The sequence below is a fragment of the Amycolatopsis sp. cmx-4-83 genome, assembly GCF_046548815.1.
GTDB lineage: Bacteria > Actinomycetota > Actinomycetes > Mycobacteriales > Pseudonocardiaceae > Amycolatopsis > Amycolatopsis pretoriensis_A.
The window spans coordinates 587,827-604,908 of record NZ_JAEBEF010000001.1; the positions used below are offsets into that span (position 1 = coordinate 587,827).

At 72.4% G+C, this 17,082-nt stretch carries 13 protein-coding genes; 7 read left to right on the plus strand and 6 right to left on the minus strand.

What is annotated here, in order from left to right:
- Nucleotides 1-121: 121 nt before the first annotated feature.
- The 5 genes from ACLJQM_RS03050 to ACLJQM_RS03070 all read right to left on the minus strand — a co-directional run bounded on the left by ACLJQM_RS03050 (nucleotide 122) and on the right by ACLJQM_RS03070 (nucleotide 4,153).
- A complete protein-coding gene (locus ACLJQM_RS03050; RefSeq protein WP_360768374.1) occupies nucleotides 122-979 on the minus strand; it encodes a hypothetical protein in 858 nt (285 codons plus the stop codon).
- A 259-nt stretch (nucleotides 980-1,238) separates the two neighbouring features.
- Nucleotides 1,239-2,552 (minus strand): hypothetical protein, encoded by a 1,314-nt coding sequence (locus tag ACLJQM_RS03055; RefSeq protein ID WP_410630088.1) that lies wholly within the window; start codon nucleotides 2,550-2,552, stop codon nucleotides 1,239-1,241.
- Nucleotides 2,553-2,886: 334 nt separating this feature from the next.
- Nucleotides 2,887-3,204, minus strand: a complete 318-nt coding sequence (locus ACLJQM_RS03060; RefSeq protein WP_360768379.1) for a hypothetical protein — start codon at nucleotides 3,202-3,204, stop codon at nucleotides 2,887-2,889.
- A 64-nt stretch (nucleotides 3,205-3,268) separates the two neighbouring features.
- Complete coding sequence (locus ACLJQM_RS03065) at nucleotides 3,269-3,565, minus strand: chorismate mutase (protein WP_247014936.1); 297 nt, start codon at nucleotides 3,563-3,565, stop codon at nucleotides 3,269-3,271.
- Nucleotides 3,566-3,727: 162 nt separating this feature from the next.
- The gene (locus tag ACLJQM_RS03070) at nucleotides 3,728-4,153 is read right to left on the minus strand and encodes a DUF1707 domain-containing protein (RefSeq protein ID WP_247014934.1); all 426 of its coding nucleotides are present in this window, start codon (nucleotides 4,151-4,153) and stop codon (nucleotides 3,728-3,730) included.
- A 405-nt stretch (nucleotides 4,154-4,558) separates the two neighbouring features.
- Between ACLJQM_RS03070 and pcrA the strand changes: the two genes are divergently transcribed.
- Complete coding sequence (gene pcrA, locus ACLJQM_RS03075) at nucleotides 4,559-6,973, plus strand: DNA helicase PcrA (RefSeq protein WP_247014932.1); 2,415 nt, start codon at nucleotides 4,559-4,561, stop codon at nucleotides 6,971-6,973.
- Between the two features lie 702 nt (nucleotides 6,974-7,675).
- Here the strand turns inward: pcrA and ACLJQM_RS03080 are convergent.
- Nucleotides 7,676-8,356: a M23 family metallopeptidase gene (locus ACLJQM_RS03080; RefSeq protein ID WP_247014930.1), complete on the minus strand. Its 681-nt coding sequence runs from the start codon at nucleotides 8,354-8,356 to the stop codon at nucleotides 7,676-7,678.
- Nucleotides 8,357-10,172: 1,816 nt separating this feature from the next.
- Between ACLJQM_RS03080 and ACLJQM_RS03085 the strand changes: the two genes are divergently transcribed.
- The 6 genes from ACLJQM_RS03085 to ACLJQM_RS03110 all read left to right on the plus strand — a co-directional run bounded on the left by ACLJQM_RS03085 (nucleotide 10,173) and on the right by ACLJQM_RS03110 (nucleotide 17,044).
- Nucleotides 10,173-11,978 carry a hypothetical protein gene (locus ACLJQM_RS03085; RefSeq protein ID WP_410630089.1) on the plus strand — a complete coding sequence of 602 codons (1,806 nt, stop codon included), beginning with the start codon at nucleotides 10,173-10,175 and terminating at the stop codon, nucleotides 11,976-11,978.
- Entirely contained in the window at nucleotides 11,968-12,285 is a 318-nt protein-coding gene (locus ACLJQM_RS03090; RefSeq protein WP_360768387.1) for a hypothetical protein, read from the plus strand. The genes ACLJQM_RS03085 and ACLJQM_RS03090 overlap by 11 nt, the downstream gene beginning before the upstream one ends.
- Before the next feature lie 119 nt (nucleotides 12,286-12,404).
- Nucleotides 12,405-13,574: an ADP-forming succinate--CoA ligase subunit beta gene (sucC, locus tag ACLJQM_RS03095; RefSeq protein ID WP_247014922.1), complete on the plus strand. Its 1,170-nt coding sequence runs from the start codon at nucleotides 12,405-12,407 to the stop codon at nucleotides 13,572-13,574.
- A gap of 1 nt (nucleotide 13,575) precedes the next feature.
- Complete coding sequence (sucD, locus tag ACLJQM_RS03100; RefSeq protein WP_360768390.1) at nucleotides 13,576-14,466, plus strand: succinate--CoA ligase subunit alpha; 891 nt, start codon at nucleotides 13,576-13,578, stop codon at nucleotides 14,464-14,466.
- A 207-nt stretch (nucleotides 14,467-14,673) separates the two neighbouring features.
- Nucleotides 14,674-15,465 (plus strand): DUF5336 domain-containing protein, encoded by a 792-nt coding sequence (locus tag ACLJQM_RS03105; RefSeq protein ID WP_410630090.1) that lies wholly within the window; start codon nucleotides 14,674-14,676, stop codon nucleotides 15,463-15,465.
- Nucleotides 15,466-15,610: 145 nt separating this feature from the next.
- Nucleotides 15,611-17,044 carry a DUF6350 family protein gene (locus ACLJQM_RS03110; protein WP_360768396.1) on the plus strand — a complete coding sequence of 478 codons (1,434 nt, stop codon included), beginning with the start codon at nucleotides 15,611-15,613 and terminating at the stop codon, nucleotides 17,042-17,044.
- The last annotated feature ends 38 nt before the right edge of the window (nucleotides 17,045-17,082 follow it).

Sequence of the window (17,082 nt, forward strand, 5' to 3'; positions counted from 1 at the left end):
ATGTCGTGGGCTCTGTGCCGGCTTTTCCGAGACCGGCCCGTGACAAGGCTAGGCGCTCACTCTGCGCACACGAATCCGGCACGGGCACTTGAACCAGGGGTGAAGGGATGATCGCCGAGGGCTACATGTACTGGGCCGAAACGAGCTCGGCCTCGGTGATCAGCCCGCCGGTGTCGGCGACCCGGAACAGCTGGGTGACGCGCACCAGCGCGCCGTCCGGCCGGTGCAGCGTGGCGACCGCGAGGATCGAGCCGTCCGGCTTGATCTGCGTGTCGGCTTCCTGCACGTCGATGGCGTCCATCGAGCTCCAGGTGCGGACGAGCTCGCCCGCCGCGCCGCCCGCCAGGTCCGGGCTCAGCAGGGCGAGCGCGCCCCTCGAGTCCCGCGCGATGGCGGCGTAGAAGTCCTTGACCGCCTGGATCTTCCGGCTCGCGCTGCGCGCGTCGGCCGCCTTGTCCGGAACCGGCTCGGCGGTGCTCGGCGTCGTTTCCTGCCGCGCGTCCTCGGTCGTCTTGGTGGCCGTCGTGCCGCCGTCGGCGGGCGAACCCTCCGTCGACTGCCCGGGCCGCGCCGGGGTGCCGCCACCGGCCTGGTGCTGCGGCACGGCGAGACCGCCGAGCTCCGCGGCGCCGCTGAAGCCGGCGGGGGTGGACTGGCCGCCGGCGGACACCGCGCGGTGCGAACCGGTCAGCATCGGCGCGGCGATCACCGCGCCGGCGACGAGCGCGCCCGCGGCGACGAGGCCGGTCAGCTTGGCGCGGCGGGCGAACCGGCTTTCGGGCTCACCGTCGTCCACGGCCTGCTCCGGTTCGCGCACCGGCTCGGGCCGCGGCGGCAGGAACTTCTGCGGGTCGCGGAAGACCTGCTCGAGATAGTCGCGGTCGGCGTCGCCGACGCCGTCGAGAATCTCGGCCGGGATGACGTCCTCGACGCGGACGGCGTGGGGTGTTTCCCGCCGTGTGCGCTGCCGATCAAGCACGAAAGTCCTCGCTCTGGGTTCCGGGGACGGTCGCTCGGCCGTTCAGCTGAGCGTCCGTTGGTCCGGTCGGCCGACTCGTGGCCGGTTCCGGATCCGCTGTCGTCAGGTAACCCTGTGCGGACGGCGACCACCAGGCTCTGTCGCCGGAATGCCGTCGCGATACGACGAGCGGCAGCTTATGTCACCCACCCGGACCAGGCATAACCGTTCGGCGATCCGCACGTGCATCAGAACGGGCGAACCGCACGTGCACGTACGGTTACTGGCCGTCAGCCGCGATCTTGTCGCCGTCGCCGAACGTCAAGGTGCGCTCCTCGATCGTCTTGGTCCCGTCTGTGTGGGTGACCTCGACGGTGTTGACGGTGACGCCGCGTTGCTGGTCGATGCTGACCTTCTTGACCTCGAAGTAGGCGATGCCGGCGTACCGCTCCGCGAGCGCGTGCGGCCCCTGGTCGTGCAGGTCGCCGGTGGTCACCGACGACGCCGATGCGGGGTCGGTGGTGACCGTGTTGAAGAACTTCTCCGAGTTGTCGCCCATCGTCTGGGCGTCCGGCGGGAAGGAGTACCACCACGGCGGCTTGACCGGGTTCTCGCGCTGGGCGGGCGTGACCGGCGGCTTCTGCGGCGCGCTGGTCGGCTTGGTCGTGCCGGCCGTCGTCCCCGAGGGGCCGGCGGAGGTGGTGCTGCCCGGCGCGGAGGCCGAGTCGTCGACCGGCCCCGGGCCGCTGCCGCCACTGGTCTTCTTCTCGCCGGCGTTGTCGTTGTCCGGCCGGGGCGAGCTCTCCGGCCCGGGCGCGGAACCGCCCTCGGAAGGCGGCTGGTCCCCGCCCGTCGGGTCGACGACCGTCGGCACGCCCTGGTAACCGGGCCACGACCCTTGGACGGCCTGGTCCACCGGGGGTTTCCCGACGAGGAAGGACCCGGCGCACAGCAGCCCGACGACGACGGCGCCGGACGCGCCGGTGGCGAACCAGGCGGCCTTGCGCCACGTCTTCGGCGGCGTCACGGACGCGGGCACCGAGCCGATGGTGAAGCCGCCGAGCCCGTCGATCGGGGGCGCGCTGTAGATGCGGACGTCGTCTTCGTCCAGGTCGACGCCGCGCGGCGGCGGCGCGGCCAGCGAGACGCGGGTGCGGCGCGCGGCCTGGTCGGCGCGGGACTCGGCCGGTGGGGGCTCGAAGTCGTCGTGGTCGTCGGCGACGGTGTCCACCGGGAGACTGCCGTGCGCGGCGGGGAACAGCGGCCCGCCGTCCCGCGGCTGGGGCAGCGGGAGCGAGCCCGAGAGCGAACCGCCCCCCGGCTGCGGGAGCAGCGGGAGCGGGCCGGACGGCTGCGTGGCGGACAGGGTGCCCGGTCCGCCTTGCCGCCGAAAGGGACGTGAGCCGGGGTCCGGCGCCGCCGCGCGGTACAGGGGGAGTGAGCCGGACACCGGCGGGTCGACCGGGGTCGCGCGGTGGCGCACCGGGCGGTGCGGCGGCAGCGGCGGCGTCCAGTCTTCCGCGCCGCCGGGCCGGTGCCGTCCGGGGTGCGCGGGAGCGGCGCCGCGTCCGTGGAACTCCGTGCCGTTGCTCATGTGGGCTCGACCACCCGGCCGACGAGTCCTGACGCCATCCGGCGGCGGGACGACCCGAACGGAGCACCCTCACGAGCGGAATCGCGTTCGGAATCCTGCGCAGATGCACGCGCATGCGACAGCGGACGCGCGGGGCCGGTGCCCCCGCGCGTCTTCCGGGCATCGCCCGACCCAGACGCAAGGGTCCTCACGACGCCAACCCTAAAAGCATCCGGCGGCGAAAGTCGCCCCCAAACCTGCAAGTTGCAGAGGTTTCACTCGGTCGGGCGCGACCGATCGGGCGAAGGTGACGCTATGGAGTTTCACGCTGCGCCATCAGGCCGGTTCAGGGGATTCAGCCGCCGGTGCGGTAACGGTTCCGGGTGGATTGCAGGGCCTTCGTGGCCACCGCACCGCTACCCGCGGCGATGAGGATCGCCACGATGTCGAGCGTCGTTCCCCCGGCCGTGAGCAACCAGGCGAAGAGCGAAGCCGCGGTGGTGCCGCCGGCGACGGCCCACCGGCTGCGGACGTACTGCCCGACCGGGGCCCCGCTGGCACCGCGCTTGCCCGCCGCGCTGTTCAGCAGCGCCAGATAACCCACATGGCCCAGTGCGGCCAGCACGCCGGCGAGCGCGACGATGACGGCGATGAGGTTCACGAGCGAGTCCATGTGCCCAGTCTGCCTGTGCCCGGGCCACCGGTGCCTCCGGGAAGTCCCCGAATTCGGCCAACCGTTACCGGCCGAGCCTGCCCCGGCCCAGGTTCAGCAGCGCCATGGCGAGCTGGCGGCCGTCCGGCCCGAGTTCGCGGTAGCGCGCGAGCACGTCCATCTCGCGGTTGTAGACGATGCGCGTGCCGCCGGCGGCCATCCGCGCGGCCCCGATCGTCTTGGACACCTCGACCCGGCGTTTCACCAGCCGCAGGATCTCCTTGTCCAGCCAGTCGATCTCCTCGCGCAGCGCCGAGATGTCGTCGCCCGCGGGGGTGTGCTCGGCGGGCTGGCCGTCGGCGTTCGTCGCTTGTGCGTTCATCGGGACCTCTTCCTCGAATCCCGGACCCGGCCCCAGGGACGGCGACAGCCCCGGGTCCGTGGACTCCGGGGCTGGCGGTGATGGCGGTAGTGGCACTACGCGATCACGGGAGCCGGAGTCCGGGTCCCGTAAAAAAATCGCTCAGCGTGGTGCCGCATGCGCTCAGTATGGCACAGGGGCACCGGCGCGCTCCCGGAACGACCGCGCGCCCGCGTGCACCACGAGGCTGACGGTGAGCCAGAACATCGGGAAGGCCGGCCAGAAGAAGCCGGCGCCGAGCACCGCCCACCGGACGATCGCCACCACCGAAAGCGCGACCACGACGGCGAGGTGGAAGCGCAGCGCCGGGTGCCGCCGCAACGCGTCCCGGGTGAGCGGGAACCCCGGCCGCGGCGGCGCGGGCCGCGGCAGGTCGGTGGTGAGCGCGGTCAGTTCGTCGGTGAACCGCGCGGCGTAGACGCCGGAGAGGCGCTCTTCGACCTCTTCGAGGGTGAGCCGGCCTTCGGAACCGGCGGACTGGACGGTCTTGGCGACGCGCTCGCGATCGGCGTCGGCGGCCCGGATGCGGGCGGGGTTCGGTGCGTTCATGCCCACCGATGCTCCGCGCGGCGCGGCGTCGGCGCGTCGGGCAGCAGGCGACATTCCCCGCTACGCCCGGCGCGGTACCCGGGTTTCCGGCGCCGGATGTCATGAACGAGTCGTTCATGACATCCGGCGAGGTGAACGACTCGTTCATGACATCCGGACCACGCCACCGGACGGGCACCCCGTGGCGCCCGCCTCGCCGGGCCGCCGCCAGCCCGCGTCCCGACCGCCTCGGTACTCCAACCCCGGCCACCTTTCGCCCCGCGCCCGCAACCGAGCGGCGCACGCCGCTTCGCGCGCGGACACGCGTCCGCCCGCACACGCGCCCCCGCGCGAACCCCGACACCGCGGCCCGCGCCGGGCACGCTCTGCCGTCCTCCTGCCCGCCCGGGGTAGCGTGGACGGACGATGGACACCCTCTTCGATCTCCCCGCCGCGACCCCTGCGCGCAAGCCCGCCGCCGGCGGGCAGGCCGAGCTGCTCGACGACCTCAACCCCGCCCAGCGCGAAGCCGTCACCCACGCCGGTGGCCCGCTGCTGGTGGTGGCGGGCGCGGGATCGGGCAAGACCAGGGTGCTGACCCGCCGGATCGCCTACCTGCTCGGGCAACGCCGCGTGCACCCGGGCGAAATCATGGCGATCACGTTCACCAACAAGGCCGCCGCCGAAATGCGCGAGCGCGTCGCCGCGCTCGTCGGGCGCCGCGCGAACGCCATGTGGGTGTCGACGTTCCACTCGATGTGCGTGCGGATCCTGCGCCGTGAAGCCAAAACGCTCGACATGTCGTCGAGCTTCTCGATCTACGACTCCGACGACACCAAGCGGCTGATCACCTTGGTGGCGCGGGACCTCGACATCGACCCGAAGCGGTACGCCGCGCGCACGCTCGCCATCCACATCTCGAACCTGAAGAACGAGCTCACCGACCCGGAGACGGCGGCGGCGAACGCGGGCAACGACCTCGAGCGCCGCGTCGCCGAGGTCTACGCCGAGTACCAGCGGCGGCTCAACCAGGCCAACGCCTTCGACTTCGACGACCTCATCATGCGCACGGTTTCGCTGCTGCAGGCGTTCCCGGCCGTCGCCGAGTACTACCGGCGCCGGTTCCGCCACGTGCTGGTCGACGAGTACCAGGACACGAACCACGCGCAGTACACGCTGGTCCGCGAGCTGGCCGGGACCGTGCCGAACGACGCGGGCGTCGAGCCGGCCGAGCTGGTCGTGGTCGGTGACGCGGACCAGTCGATCTACGCCTTCCGCGGCGCGACGATCCGCAACATCGAAGAGTTCGAGCGGGACTTCCCGAACGCGCACACCATCCTGCTGGAGCAGAACTACCGCTCCACGCAGACGATCCTGTCCGCGGCCAACGCCGTCATCGAGCGCAACCCGAACCGCCGGGCGAAGCGGCTGTGGACGGATTCGGGCGACGGCGAGAAGATCGTCGGCTACGTCTCGGACAACGACCACGACGAAGCCGCGTTCGTGGCGGGCGAAATCGACGCGCTGGCGGAACGGGGCGAGGCCGACTACTCCGACGTCGCCGTCTTCTACCGCACCAACAACCAGTCCCGCGTCTTCGAAGAGATCTTCATCCGGCTCGGCCTGCCGTACAAGGTCGTCGGCGGCGTGCGGTTCTACGAGCGGCGCGAAGTCCGCGACATGATCGCGTACCTGCGCGTGCTGGCGAACCCGGAGGACACGGTCAGCCTGCGGCGCGTGCTGAACGTGCCCAAGCGCGGCATCGGCGACCGCGCCGAAGCCGTCGTGGCGACGCACGCCGAGCGCGAGCGGATCTCGTTCGCGGCCGCGTTGCGCGACGCCGTCGAAGGCAAGGTGCCGCTGCTGAACCCGCGCTCGGTCAAGGCGATCACCGGGTTCGTCGGGCTGCTCGACGAACTGGGGCTGCTGGTCGAGCAGGGCGCCGAGGTGCACGACGTCCTCGAAGCCGTGCTGGAGAAGACCGGCTACCGCATCGAACTCGAGGAATCGGAAGACCCGCAGGACCACACGCGCGTGGAGAACCTCGACGAGCTCGTCACGGTCGCGCGCGAGTTCACCGAGATCACCGCCGAGGTCGTCGCGGACGAGAACGCCGAGCTCGTCGTCGAGCCCGGGGTGCCGGCGCCGGGTTCGCTGCCCGCGTTCCTGGAGCGCGTTTCCCTGGTGGCGGACGCCGATTCGGTGCCTTCGCCGGACGGCGGCGAGGAAGGCGACGGCGGCGCGGGCGTGGTCACGCTGATGACCGTGCACACCGCGAAGGGCCTGGAGTACCCGGTCGTGTTCTGCACCGGTTGGGAGGACGGCGTTTTCCCGCACATGCGGGCGCTGGGCGACCCGACGGAGCTGGCCGAAGAACGGCGGCTCGCGTACGTCGCGATCACGCGGGCGAGGAAGCGGCTGTACGTCTCGCGCGCGATCACGCGCTCGGCGTGGGGCCAGCCGTCGATGAACCCGGCTTCGCGGTTCCTCGACGAGCTGCCGGCGGACCTCGTGGACTGGCGGCGCCTGGAACCGTCCAGCCCCGGTTTCGGCTTCGGCGGCGGCTCGCGCGGCACCCCGCGCGCGGCGACGACGTGGGGCGGCAGGCGGACTTCGTCCCCATCGGCTTCGTCGGGCACGCCGTCGTTCGGCAAGGGCTGGAAGGACACGGTGGCGCTGAAGCTGGACGTCGGCGACCGGGTCAGCCACGACAAGTACGGCCTGGGCACGGTCATCTCCTGCGACGGTGTCGGCCCCCGCGCGACGGCGACGATCGACTTCGGCGCGGCGGGCAAGGTCCGCCTGATGCTGATCGGCAGCGTCCCGATGGTGAAGCTCTAGCGCAACCCGGACGAGTGAATCCGGCGGCGATCCCCGCGATCGCCGCCGGATTCGTCGTACCCACCCGGTACAACTGACCCCGTAATCGAACAAAGGTTCGATGGAGGGGGTAGTGTGGTGTGGACGCGGTGCTGTTTCACCTGTTGGCCGAAGGGGTACAAAAATACCTGCGAGGAGTCCTGCGGACGACGGTTTCGGATCGGGGTCCGAAGCCTTCGGGGGTCTCAGGAAGCGCCTCGCGTGCGGGAGCGGAGGCGTGCCGGCTGGCCGCCGCCTGGCGAGCGCTGCTCAGGCAGCACGAGCTCGGCGCGGACGGGCACTGCGTCACCTGCGGCCGGGGACGCCGCTGGACGACCAGGGCCCGGAGTGCCGCGCGTGTCCGCTCCGCGGGGGGCGCACGGGGCGTCGTGCCCTGGGGCTGGCTGCCCGTGCGACGGCCGGCCGAGCTGTGCTCGGTGTGGCAGGTCGCGGTGGCGTATTTCCTCCGCCGGTTGCCGGGCGGGTACCGCTAATGCGTTGCGGGCGCTGAGAAGCCGGTGGCGGGCTTTTCGGGGCCCCGCTGTGGTTCCGGACGTTCCGGTGGGTTCCGGCGGTGCTGAGGCCGGTTCCGCGTCCGATGAGGTCCGGACCACTGCGCGTACGGCTTTCCTGAGGGACGGCCGGGGTGCGGCCGCCTCGAAGGGTGGCCGGGGTGGGAACGGATCAGAGAACGATGCCGCGCGCGGCCAGCCACGGCCGGGGGTCGATCTTCTTGGTGCCGTTCTGCCACACCTCGAAGTGCAGGTGCGGGCCGGTGCTCTGACCGCGGTTGCCGATCTCGGCGATCTGCTGGCCGCACTTGACCTTCTGCCCCTCCTTGACGGAGAAGCTGTTCATGTGGCCGTAGACCTGGATCGTGCCGTCGTCGAGCTGGACGCGGACCCAGAGGCCGAAGCCGCTGGCCGGGCCGGCCTCGATCACGGTGCCGTCGGAGGCGGCGTAGATCGGGGTGCCGATGGCGTTGGCGATGTCGATGCCGAGGTGGCTCGTGCCCCACCGGGCACCGAAGCCCGAGGTGAAGGTGCCGTGCGCGGGCAGGCAGGTCTTGGGGCGAGCGGCTTCTTCGGCGGCCTTGCGGGCGGCGTCGGCTTCGCGCTGCTCACGGGCCTGCGTGATGGAGGCGGAGTCCGCGATCTTGGCGGCCTCGGCGGAAGCGTCGACGGCGTGGCCGGTCGGCAGGAGTTCCGGGGCGCCCCCGGTGCCCGCACCTCCCGCGGTGAGCGAAGCGCTGGCGTCCTGGCTGTTGGCCAGCGGCGTCACGGCCGCGTCGGAGTCGGTGACGGTCTTGAGGGTCTGCCCTGCCGCTGCGGCAGCGAACGCTCCGGCAGCAACAGCGGCGACCACGACACGGCCGCGAAGGGCCGAGGAGGGCGGGGCGATGCGGTGCGCACCCCGGACACGAACGACCGCACCTTCCAGTGCGTCCTTCAGTGCCGGGGAAGGAGCTTGGCCGCCGGGGGAGCGGTGTGAAGCCAAGACAGGGCCTTCCATCGTCGGGGAGCCGGGTCGAGGACTGCGGGCGGGGGAACCCGGTGAGCCAACCTCGGGGGTGGTTTGCTCGGTGTCCTACTTCGTGACCTGACTGTAATGGGGACCCCGGGACAGTAACGAAGGGGCACCGCTATCGGCAAGATCTGCCCCGTCCGGCGGCCGATCGGGTGGCAGCCGGGCGACGCTCACCTGTGACAATTACCCAAAGTTAGAGGGGGTTTACTGCATTGGTTGTGACTTGTCTTACAGCTCTTGCGGGCGGTTTAAGGCAACCAAGGTCCGGGGACGCCCCTGAGGGTCGGAATAAGGGTTTGCCAGGGGATGTTTAAACATCTTCGACTCCATCGGGTCGGTCGAGAAGCCTTTCCGGCCTGCTTGCGGGCGAGTTGAGCGGCGGCCGGATGCGACCGTTCGTCGACGCAGGAGAACCGCTCGCCGACTGATTGAGCAAGATCGCGGTTGACTGCCGGATTTGTCCCCTTGCGCACCCGTGATCGGCACACCAGAGGCACGCGCGGTGCGCCCGAGATCCGCGATGCAGCTCTCGCGGGCCGAAGGCTTCTCGTGCACCTCGCCTGATCATCGACTCGCGCCCGAACCGGTCCGGTACGCGCCTCACCTCGCCGGTCCGCGCACAACCCGACTCAAGCCGAGCGTCGGTGACTTCACCCGGACCCGTTCGCCGACTCGTGGCCCGCTGGCCCTTCCCTCTCGTTGCGGGCTTCGCCGGCCAGGCCCCGTGCCTCTCGCCTGACCTCGCCAGGCCCTGTGCCCCGCCTCTCCTGGAGCTTCCCGCACCCGCCTCGCTCTTTCGCCCTTGCCGGTCCGGCGCTTTCGGTCGCCCGTGCCCTTCGGCCTTGCCGATCCGGCGTCCTCGGCGGTCCGCGCCCTCTGGCCTCGCCGACCTGGCGTCCTCTGCGGTCCGCGCCCTCTGGCCTCGCTGGCCTGGCGTCCTCGGTGGTCCGCGCTCGCTGGCCTGGCGGTCTCGGTGATGCGCGCTCTTCGGCCTCGCTGGCCTGGCGGTCTCGGTGATGCGCGCTCTTCGGCCTCGCTGGCCTGGCGGTCTCGGTGATGCGCGCTCTTCGGCCTCGCCGGCCTGGCGGTCTCGGTCATGCGCGCCCTTCGGCCTCGCCGGCCTGGCGCTCTCGGTCATGCGCACCCTTCGGCCTCGCCGATCCGGCGCCCGCGCTCTCCGGCTCCGCCGGCCCCCGCCCCAGGTCGCCCGTGCCCTGCGGCTTCGCTGATCCGGCGCTCCCGGGTTGCCCGCGCCCTCTGGCTTCACCGGCCTGGCGTCCTCGGTCATGCGCGCTCTCCGGCCTCGCTGGCCTGGCGCTCTCGGTCATGCGCGCCCTTCGGCCTCGCCGATCCGGCGCCCGCTCTCCGGCTCCGCCGGCCCCGCCCCAGGTCGCCCGCGCTCTCCGGCTCCGCCCGCCCCAGGTCGCCCGTGCCCTGCGGCTTCGCCGATCCGGCGCCCCCGGGTTACCCGCGCTCTCCGGCCCGCCGCCCCCCGCCGGTCGCCCACGCCGTTCGCCGTTTCCCGTGCCCGCCCCTCCCACCCCCTCCTCCGCCTGCCCCCACCGCACCCCCGGTCACTCCACCCGGGCCCGTTCGCCGACTCGTGGCCCGCTGGTCCCTCCCGCTCCGCCCAACCTTGCTAGCGTCGCCAGCAATGCCCCCACGCTCAGAACCCCCAGGCCGGAGCACCCCCGGCGCCCCGGCCACCCCGCCGGCTCCCGCGGCCCGTCCCACCAGCGAGCGGACCCCACCGCAGACCTGGGTCGAAGACGACCGCCCCCAGACCCTCGCCCTCGGGCTCGCCGCCGCCGGGGCCGTCGCGCTCGCCGCCGGTGCCGTCGCGCACGTCTCACCGGACGCCGCTCCCGGGTTCACCAGCTGGCCCTGGCTCGCCGTTCTCGCGCTGGCTCCCGTCGCCGCCGCCATCTGGGCCGCCGGCAAACGGCCCGCCCTGGCCGGGGGCCTGATCCTCGGCCTCGCCGCCCTCGCGCCCGGACGGCTGGTCCTCGACCTCCAGTTCGCCGTCAACGGGCCGCTCGCCGTCCGGCCGGAGCTCTACCTCGCCGACCGGTTCGTCGGGGGCTCGGCCGTCGGTGCCGGGTTCTGGCTGCTCGTCGCCGGGCACCTGCTCACCGTGGCCGCGGGCGTCGCGGCCTGGCGGGCGAGCCGGTCCGCCGACGAGCCCGAACGGCGGCGGTGGCGGCTGCTCGTGCCGCTGCTCGCCGTCACCGCTTCGGTCGGGTTGCTGACCGCTCCCGTCTCCGCCGCCAACGGCTTCCTCCTCGCGCGCTCGTCCTTCGAAGGACCCTGGCCCGCCCTCGGCGGCTACCTCCTGCTCGCCGCCGCGCTTCCGCTGGCCGCCGCGCTCGCGCTCGCCGCGCCCGCCGAACGGACCGCGCGCGGGGCGCTGCTCGGGCTGGCCGCCGGTGCGTTCGGCGTCGCCGTGCCGCCCGTGCTCGCCGGGCTCCTGCGGGCCGACCTCGGCGTCACCTGGGGGCCCGTCCTCGTCCTCCTAACGACGGCTGTCATCGGCGCGCTCGCCTTCACCCGGCTCACCGAACGGCCCGCGAACGACGAGGCCGACCTGAAGATCCCCGGCCTCTTCTGGTGGCGGCTCGTCACCGGGCTGCTCGGCCTCGTCACCGCGGTCGCCGCGCTGATCGGCAGCTTCGCGCCGCAGGTCGCCGTCACCGCGCTGAACCCCGGGGCCACCGCGCCGGTCAGCGCCGCCGCCGAAAGTCCGGCGCGCTGGTTCCTGCTCGTCGCGGCCGTCGTGCTGGCCGTGACCGCACTCGGCGTCCTCGTCCCGAAAACCGCGCCGGGCGCGCGGCCGCTGCTCGGACTCCTCTGGGCCGGGATCGTCCTCGCGGGCACCGCCGTCCTCAACACCGCGCTCACCGCCACCCAGGCCGGCAACCTCGGCGGCTTCGGGGGCACCGCCGCCCCCGCCTTCAGCTACGACCTCGGGGCCGGCGCCGCCTGGACGTTCGCCGCGCTCGTGCTCGCCGTGCTGACCGCCCTCGCCGCCGTCGGGACCGGGGTCGTCGAACGCGAGGACGCCGGGAGCGCCGCCGAGGCGGACAAGAACGTGCTCACGCCCGTCGTCGCCGGGGCCGTGCTGGCCGTCGCCGGCTTCGGGCTGCCCGTCTTCACCGTGCCCGGCTACGTCGCGCCCGGGCTGTGGTCGGATTTCGACACCCCGTCGTGGGGGCTGCTGACCGCCGCCGTGGCCGTCGTCGGTGCCGCTGCGCTCGCGCTGCGGTCCCGGCCGAAGCCCGCGGCGGCGCTGCTGGCCGGCGCCGCCGTGCTCACCGGCCTGCACGCCGCGGAGCTGCCGCTCGTCGGCGGGACGCTCGGCGGCGCGAGCCCGGCGACCGGGTTCTGGCTCGCCCTCGCCGCCGCCGTCGCGCTGCTGATCGCGGCCGGGCTGGCCGCCGCCGGCGGACGCCGTGGCGCGTGAGCGCCGCCGGGTGCTGCTCGTCGAGTTCGCCCGGCCCGACCCGGCCGCCGTCGCGCTGGGCCGCCTCCTGCGCGACGAAGGCGTCGAGGTCGTCCACGCCGGACCGCTGGCCACCGAAGAGCAGATCCTGCGCACCGCCGAGCAGGAGGACCCGGACGCGGTGGGCGTCCTCGGCGACCCGCCCTCGGCGGAACTCGAGGCCGCGCTGAGCGACTTCGCCGTCTTCACGACCCCCGAAGAAGCCGTGGAATGGCTGCCCGGTGGGCGGTCTCACACCTCGGGAACACCGTCTGACCGCGCACGGTGACCGACTTCACCAGGTGCGGAGTCCCCGCCGTTCACGCAGGTCGCTAACCTCGACTGGTCCGACAGCGCGGTCCGGTAACGCGGACCACCACAGTGGCGTGTCGTCAGGAGACTGGAGTAGTGGACCTCTACGAGTACCAGGCGAGGGATCTCTTCGCCGCCCACGGAGTACCGGTTCTGCCGGGCTCGGTGGCAAGCACCCCCGAAGAAGCCAAGACCGCCGCGGAGCAGATCGGTAACCAGGTCGTCGTCAAGGCGCAGGTGAAGGTCGGCGGCCGTGGCAAGGCGGGCGGCGTCAAGCTGGCCCAGACGCCGGACGAGGCGAAGGAGAAGGCGGAAGCCATCCTCGGCCTCGACATCAAGGGCCACATCACGCGCCGCGTGCTCGTGGCGGAAGCTTCGGACATCGCGTCCGAGTACTACTTCTCCTTCCTGCTGGACCGCGCGAACCGCACGTTCCTGGCGATGGCGTCCTCCGAGGGCGGCATGGAGATCGAGCAGCTCGCCGTCGAGCGCCCCGAAGCGCTCGCGAAGATCCCGGTCGACTCGATCGCCGGTGTCGACAAGGCGAAGGCGCTCGAGATCCTGAAGGCCGGCAACTTCCCGGCCGACATCATCGACGAGGCCGCCGACGTCGTCGTGAAGCTCTGGGAGACCTTCGTCTCCGAGGACGCCACCCTCGTCGAGGTCAACCCGCTGGTCCGCGACCCGCAGGACAAGATCATCGCCCTCGACGGCAAGGTCACCCTCGACGAGAACGCGGACTTCCGCCAGCCGGGCCACGAAGCCCTGGTGGACAAGGAAGCCGAGAACCCGCTCGAGGCGAAGGCCAAGGCCAAGAACCTCAACTACGTCAAGCTCGACGGCCAGGTCGGCATCATCGGCAACGGCGCGGGCCTCGTCATGTCCACTTTGGACGTGGTGGCGTACGCGGGCGAGAAGCACGGCGGCGTGAAGCCGGCGAACTTCCTCGACATCGGCGGCGGCGCGTCGGCCGAGGTCATGGCGGCCGGGCTGGACGTCATCCTCAACGACACCGACGTGAAGAGCGTCTTCGTCAACGTCTTCGGCGGCATCACCGCCTGCGACGCGGTGGCGAACGGCATCGTCGAGGCCCTGAAGATCCTGGGCGACGAGGCCAGCAAGCCGCTGGTCGTCCGCCTGGACGGCAACAACGTCGTGGAGGGTCGCCAGATCCTGGCGGACGCGAACCACCCGCTCGTCACCGTGGTGGACACAATGGACAACGCGGCCGACAAGGCTGCCGAGCTCGCCGCGGCAGGTGCGTGAGATGTCGATCTTCATCAACGAGAACAGCAAGGTCATCGTGCAGGGGCTCACCGGCTCCGAGGGTATGAAGCACGCGACCAAGATGCTGAAGTCCGGCACGAACATCGTGGGTGGCGTCAACGCCCGCAAGGCCGGCCAGACCGTCACCATCGAGGGCAAGGACCTCAAGGTCTTCGGCACCGTCGAAGAGGCGATCAAGGAGACCGGCGCCGACGTGTCGGTCATCTTCGTGCCGCCGAAGTTCGCGAAGGACGCGGTCATCGAGGCGATCGACGCCGAGATCCCGCTGGCCGTCGTCATCACCGAGGGCATCCCGGTGCACGACTCGGCCTACTTCTGGGCGCACGCCGTCGCGAAGGGCGGCACGACCCGGATCATCGGGCCGAACTGCCCCGGCGTGATCAGCCCGGGCAAGTCGAACGCCGGCATCATCCCGGCCGACATCTCCGGCCCGGGCCAGATCGGCCTCGTGTCGAAGTCCGGCACGCTGACCTACCAGATGATGTACGAGCTGCGGGACATCGGCTTCTCCACCGCGGTCGGCATCGGCGGTGACCCCATCATCGGCACCACGCACATCGACGCCCTCGAGGCGTTCGAGGCGGACCCCGAGACCAAGGTCATCGTGATGATCGGCGAGATCGGTGGCGACGCCGAAGAGCGCGCCGCGGCCTACATCAAGGAGAACGTGACGAAGCCGGTCGTCGGTTACGTCGCGGGCTTCACCGCGCCCGAGGGCAAGACCATGGGCCACGCCGGCGCCATCGTGTCGGGTTCCTCCGGCACGGCCGCCGCGAAGAAGGAGGCCCTCGAGGCCGCCGGCGTCAAGGTCGGCAAGACCCCGAGCGAGACCGCCGTCCTCGCACGTGAGCTGTACAACAGCCTCGGCTGACGACAGCGGGTAACCGCAGGTGGAGCCGGGCACTCACAAGGTGCCCGGCTCTCCTCCGTTCGAGCACGAAACCTCCTGAGGTATTCACGCGTCTGGTGGGCTGAGGGCTTGCGAGTGCGCTAGCGTTCTGCGCACACAAGCCGCCTCGTCTTCCCCCGGGTGCCCGCGTGCCCCGGAGTGCCGGTCGAACCGACAGGAGTGCATCCGATGACCTTCCCCAGCGGCGGGCCTGGCTACCCCCAGCAGGGTGGCGGCCAACAGCCCCCCGGTCCCCCGTCCAGTGGCTTCCCGGCGCAGCAGTCCCACGCGCACCCGGCGCCGTCGGGCCCCGGCGGCCTGCCGCAGAACCTGCCGCTGCTGCTCGCCCTGGTCGTCACCGGCCTCAGCCTCGTGCAGTACTTCCTCGGGTTCGTCGACACCGGCGAAGTCGGCCTCGGCGGGGTCTTCCTGCTCGGTGGCGGTCTGCTCGCCGCGCTCCAGGTGCTGCCGAAGGGGCCGCGGACGCTGCCGTTCGCGGCGCTGTTCAGCGTGCTCGGCATGCTCGACGTCCTGGACACGCTGATCAGCCTGCAGACGACGCCCGGCGTCGTCATCGTCATCCTGATCCTGGCGTTCCTGCAGGCGGCGGCCGCGGTCGGCGCGCTGCTCATCGAGCACGGCGTGGTCAAGCCGCCGTCGCCGAAGCCCGCCGCGCCGTCCTACGGCGGTCAGCAGCAGTTCAACCAGCCCGGCCAGCAGCAGCAGTACGGCCAGCCGGGTCAGCCGGGGCAGCAGTTCGGCCAGCCGGGGCACGGCCCGGGCCCGGTCGCCCAGACCGGGGAGCCGTCGGGGGCGCCGTTCGCGCAGCCGGGCCAGTACGGCTCGCCGAACCCGCCGTCGACCACGCCGCCGCCGGGGCAGCAGGCCACGACGTACGCCCCGCAGCAGGGCTCGTTCTTCCAGCAGCCGCCGTCGGACAACCCGGGCACCCCGCCCGGTGGCTTCGGCAAGTCGAACTGACGCGGTAGTCCGAAACACCCGCTGTGACGCAGAGTGTCACAGCGGGTGTTTTGCGCTCCGGGGGTGACTCGACCGGGTGGGTTGGCTTTCCCACGTCGGACGGCGGCGGCGTGGCTCACCCGGACGGACCAGCCCGGGTGTCAGGGTGCGGATCATGGACCTGCTCACCGATGCCCGCGAAGAGCCGGTGAGCGACCTCGAACCCGGCGTCGGACTCTCCGGGGCGGCGCGGGTGCGGGTGTTGCTCGCCGCCGCCCTCGGCCCGCTGGTCACCGGCTACGCCGCCGTCGCGGCCGTGCTGACCCTGGTCGCGCTCACCGCCGACCGCGCCGTCTTCTCCGGCACCGGCGTGCTGCTGGCCGCCGGCCCCGGCTGGCTCGCCGCGCACCAGGTCCGCCTCGGCCTCGGCGGCCACCCGCTCGGCGTGCTCCCGCTGCTGCCGACGCTCGGCGTGACCCTGCTGGCCGCGCGGACGGCGGCCGGCGCCGCCCAGCGCCTCGGCTGCCGGTCGGCCCGCGAAGCGCTCCCCGTGCTGCTCACGATCACCGGCGCACACGCGGTGTTCGGGCTGGTCGTCGCGCTCGTCGCGCAGGGCTCGCCGGTGACGGCGAACCCGCTGGTCGCCTTCGCCGTGCCCGGGCTGCTCGCCGCCGCGGCCGCGTTCGTCGGCGTCACCCGGTCCTGCGGGCTGCCGGACGTCGTCGCGGAGCGCCTCGACCCCCTCGCCCTGCGCGGGCTCCGCGCCGGCGCGCTCGGCTTCGCGGTGCTGGTGGCCTGCGGTGCCGTCGTGTTCACGGTCGCGACCGCGGTGTCCTGGGCGACCGTGTCCGACATCTACGAGCCCGCCTTCGGCACCAGCTTCGGGCTCTTCCTGCTCTCGGTGCTCTACCTCCCGAACGCTGTCGCCGCTTCGCTGTCCTTCGTCACCGGGCCCGGGTTTTCGATCGGCGACCTCAACGTCGGGATGTTCGGCTACCGCGGCGGCGCTGTACCCGGCGTCCCCCTGCTCGGCGGCCTGCCCGACCACCACGCCGCCTGGTGGCCGGCCCTGCTGGTGCTGCCCGCGGCGACCGGCGCGCTGGTCGGCTGGTCGCTGCGCAAGGTCGACGCCGACCCGGCGCAGCGCATCCGCGCGGTCGCGGTGGCCGGTGCGGTCGTCGCGCTCGGCTGCGTCCTGCTCGGCACGCTGTCCGGCGGACGGCTCGGCGACGGCCCGTTCGACCCGGTGAGCGTGCCGGTGGGTGTCGCGTCCGTCGTCGCGTTCTGCTGGATCGTCATCCCGGGTTCGTTCGTCGCGTTCTTCACCGGCGAGCACGAGCCGCCCGCGCCGCCGCCGGAAGCGCTCGAAGACAACGAAGCCTTCGAAGACGCCGACGACGTCGACACCGAGGCGGCCGCCGAAGCCGTCGAGGAACTGGAAGCGTCCGAAGAGGACGATGAAGAAGCCGCCGAGGACGCGGAGTTCGAGGCCGAAGCCGACGCCGAGCTCGGCCTCGAAGACGAGCCGGCCGAGGACGAAGCTGTGACCGGAGGCACCGAGACCTGCGGCGACGTCGAGCCGGACGAGACCGACCGTTAGGGTTGACGCGACCTGGTGAAGCGCCGTGCGCACCGGCT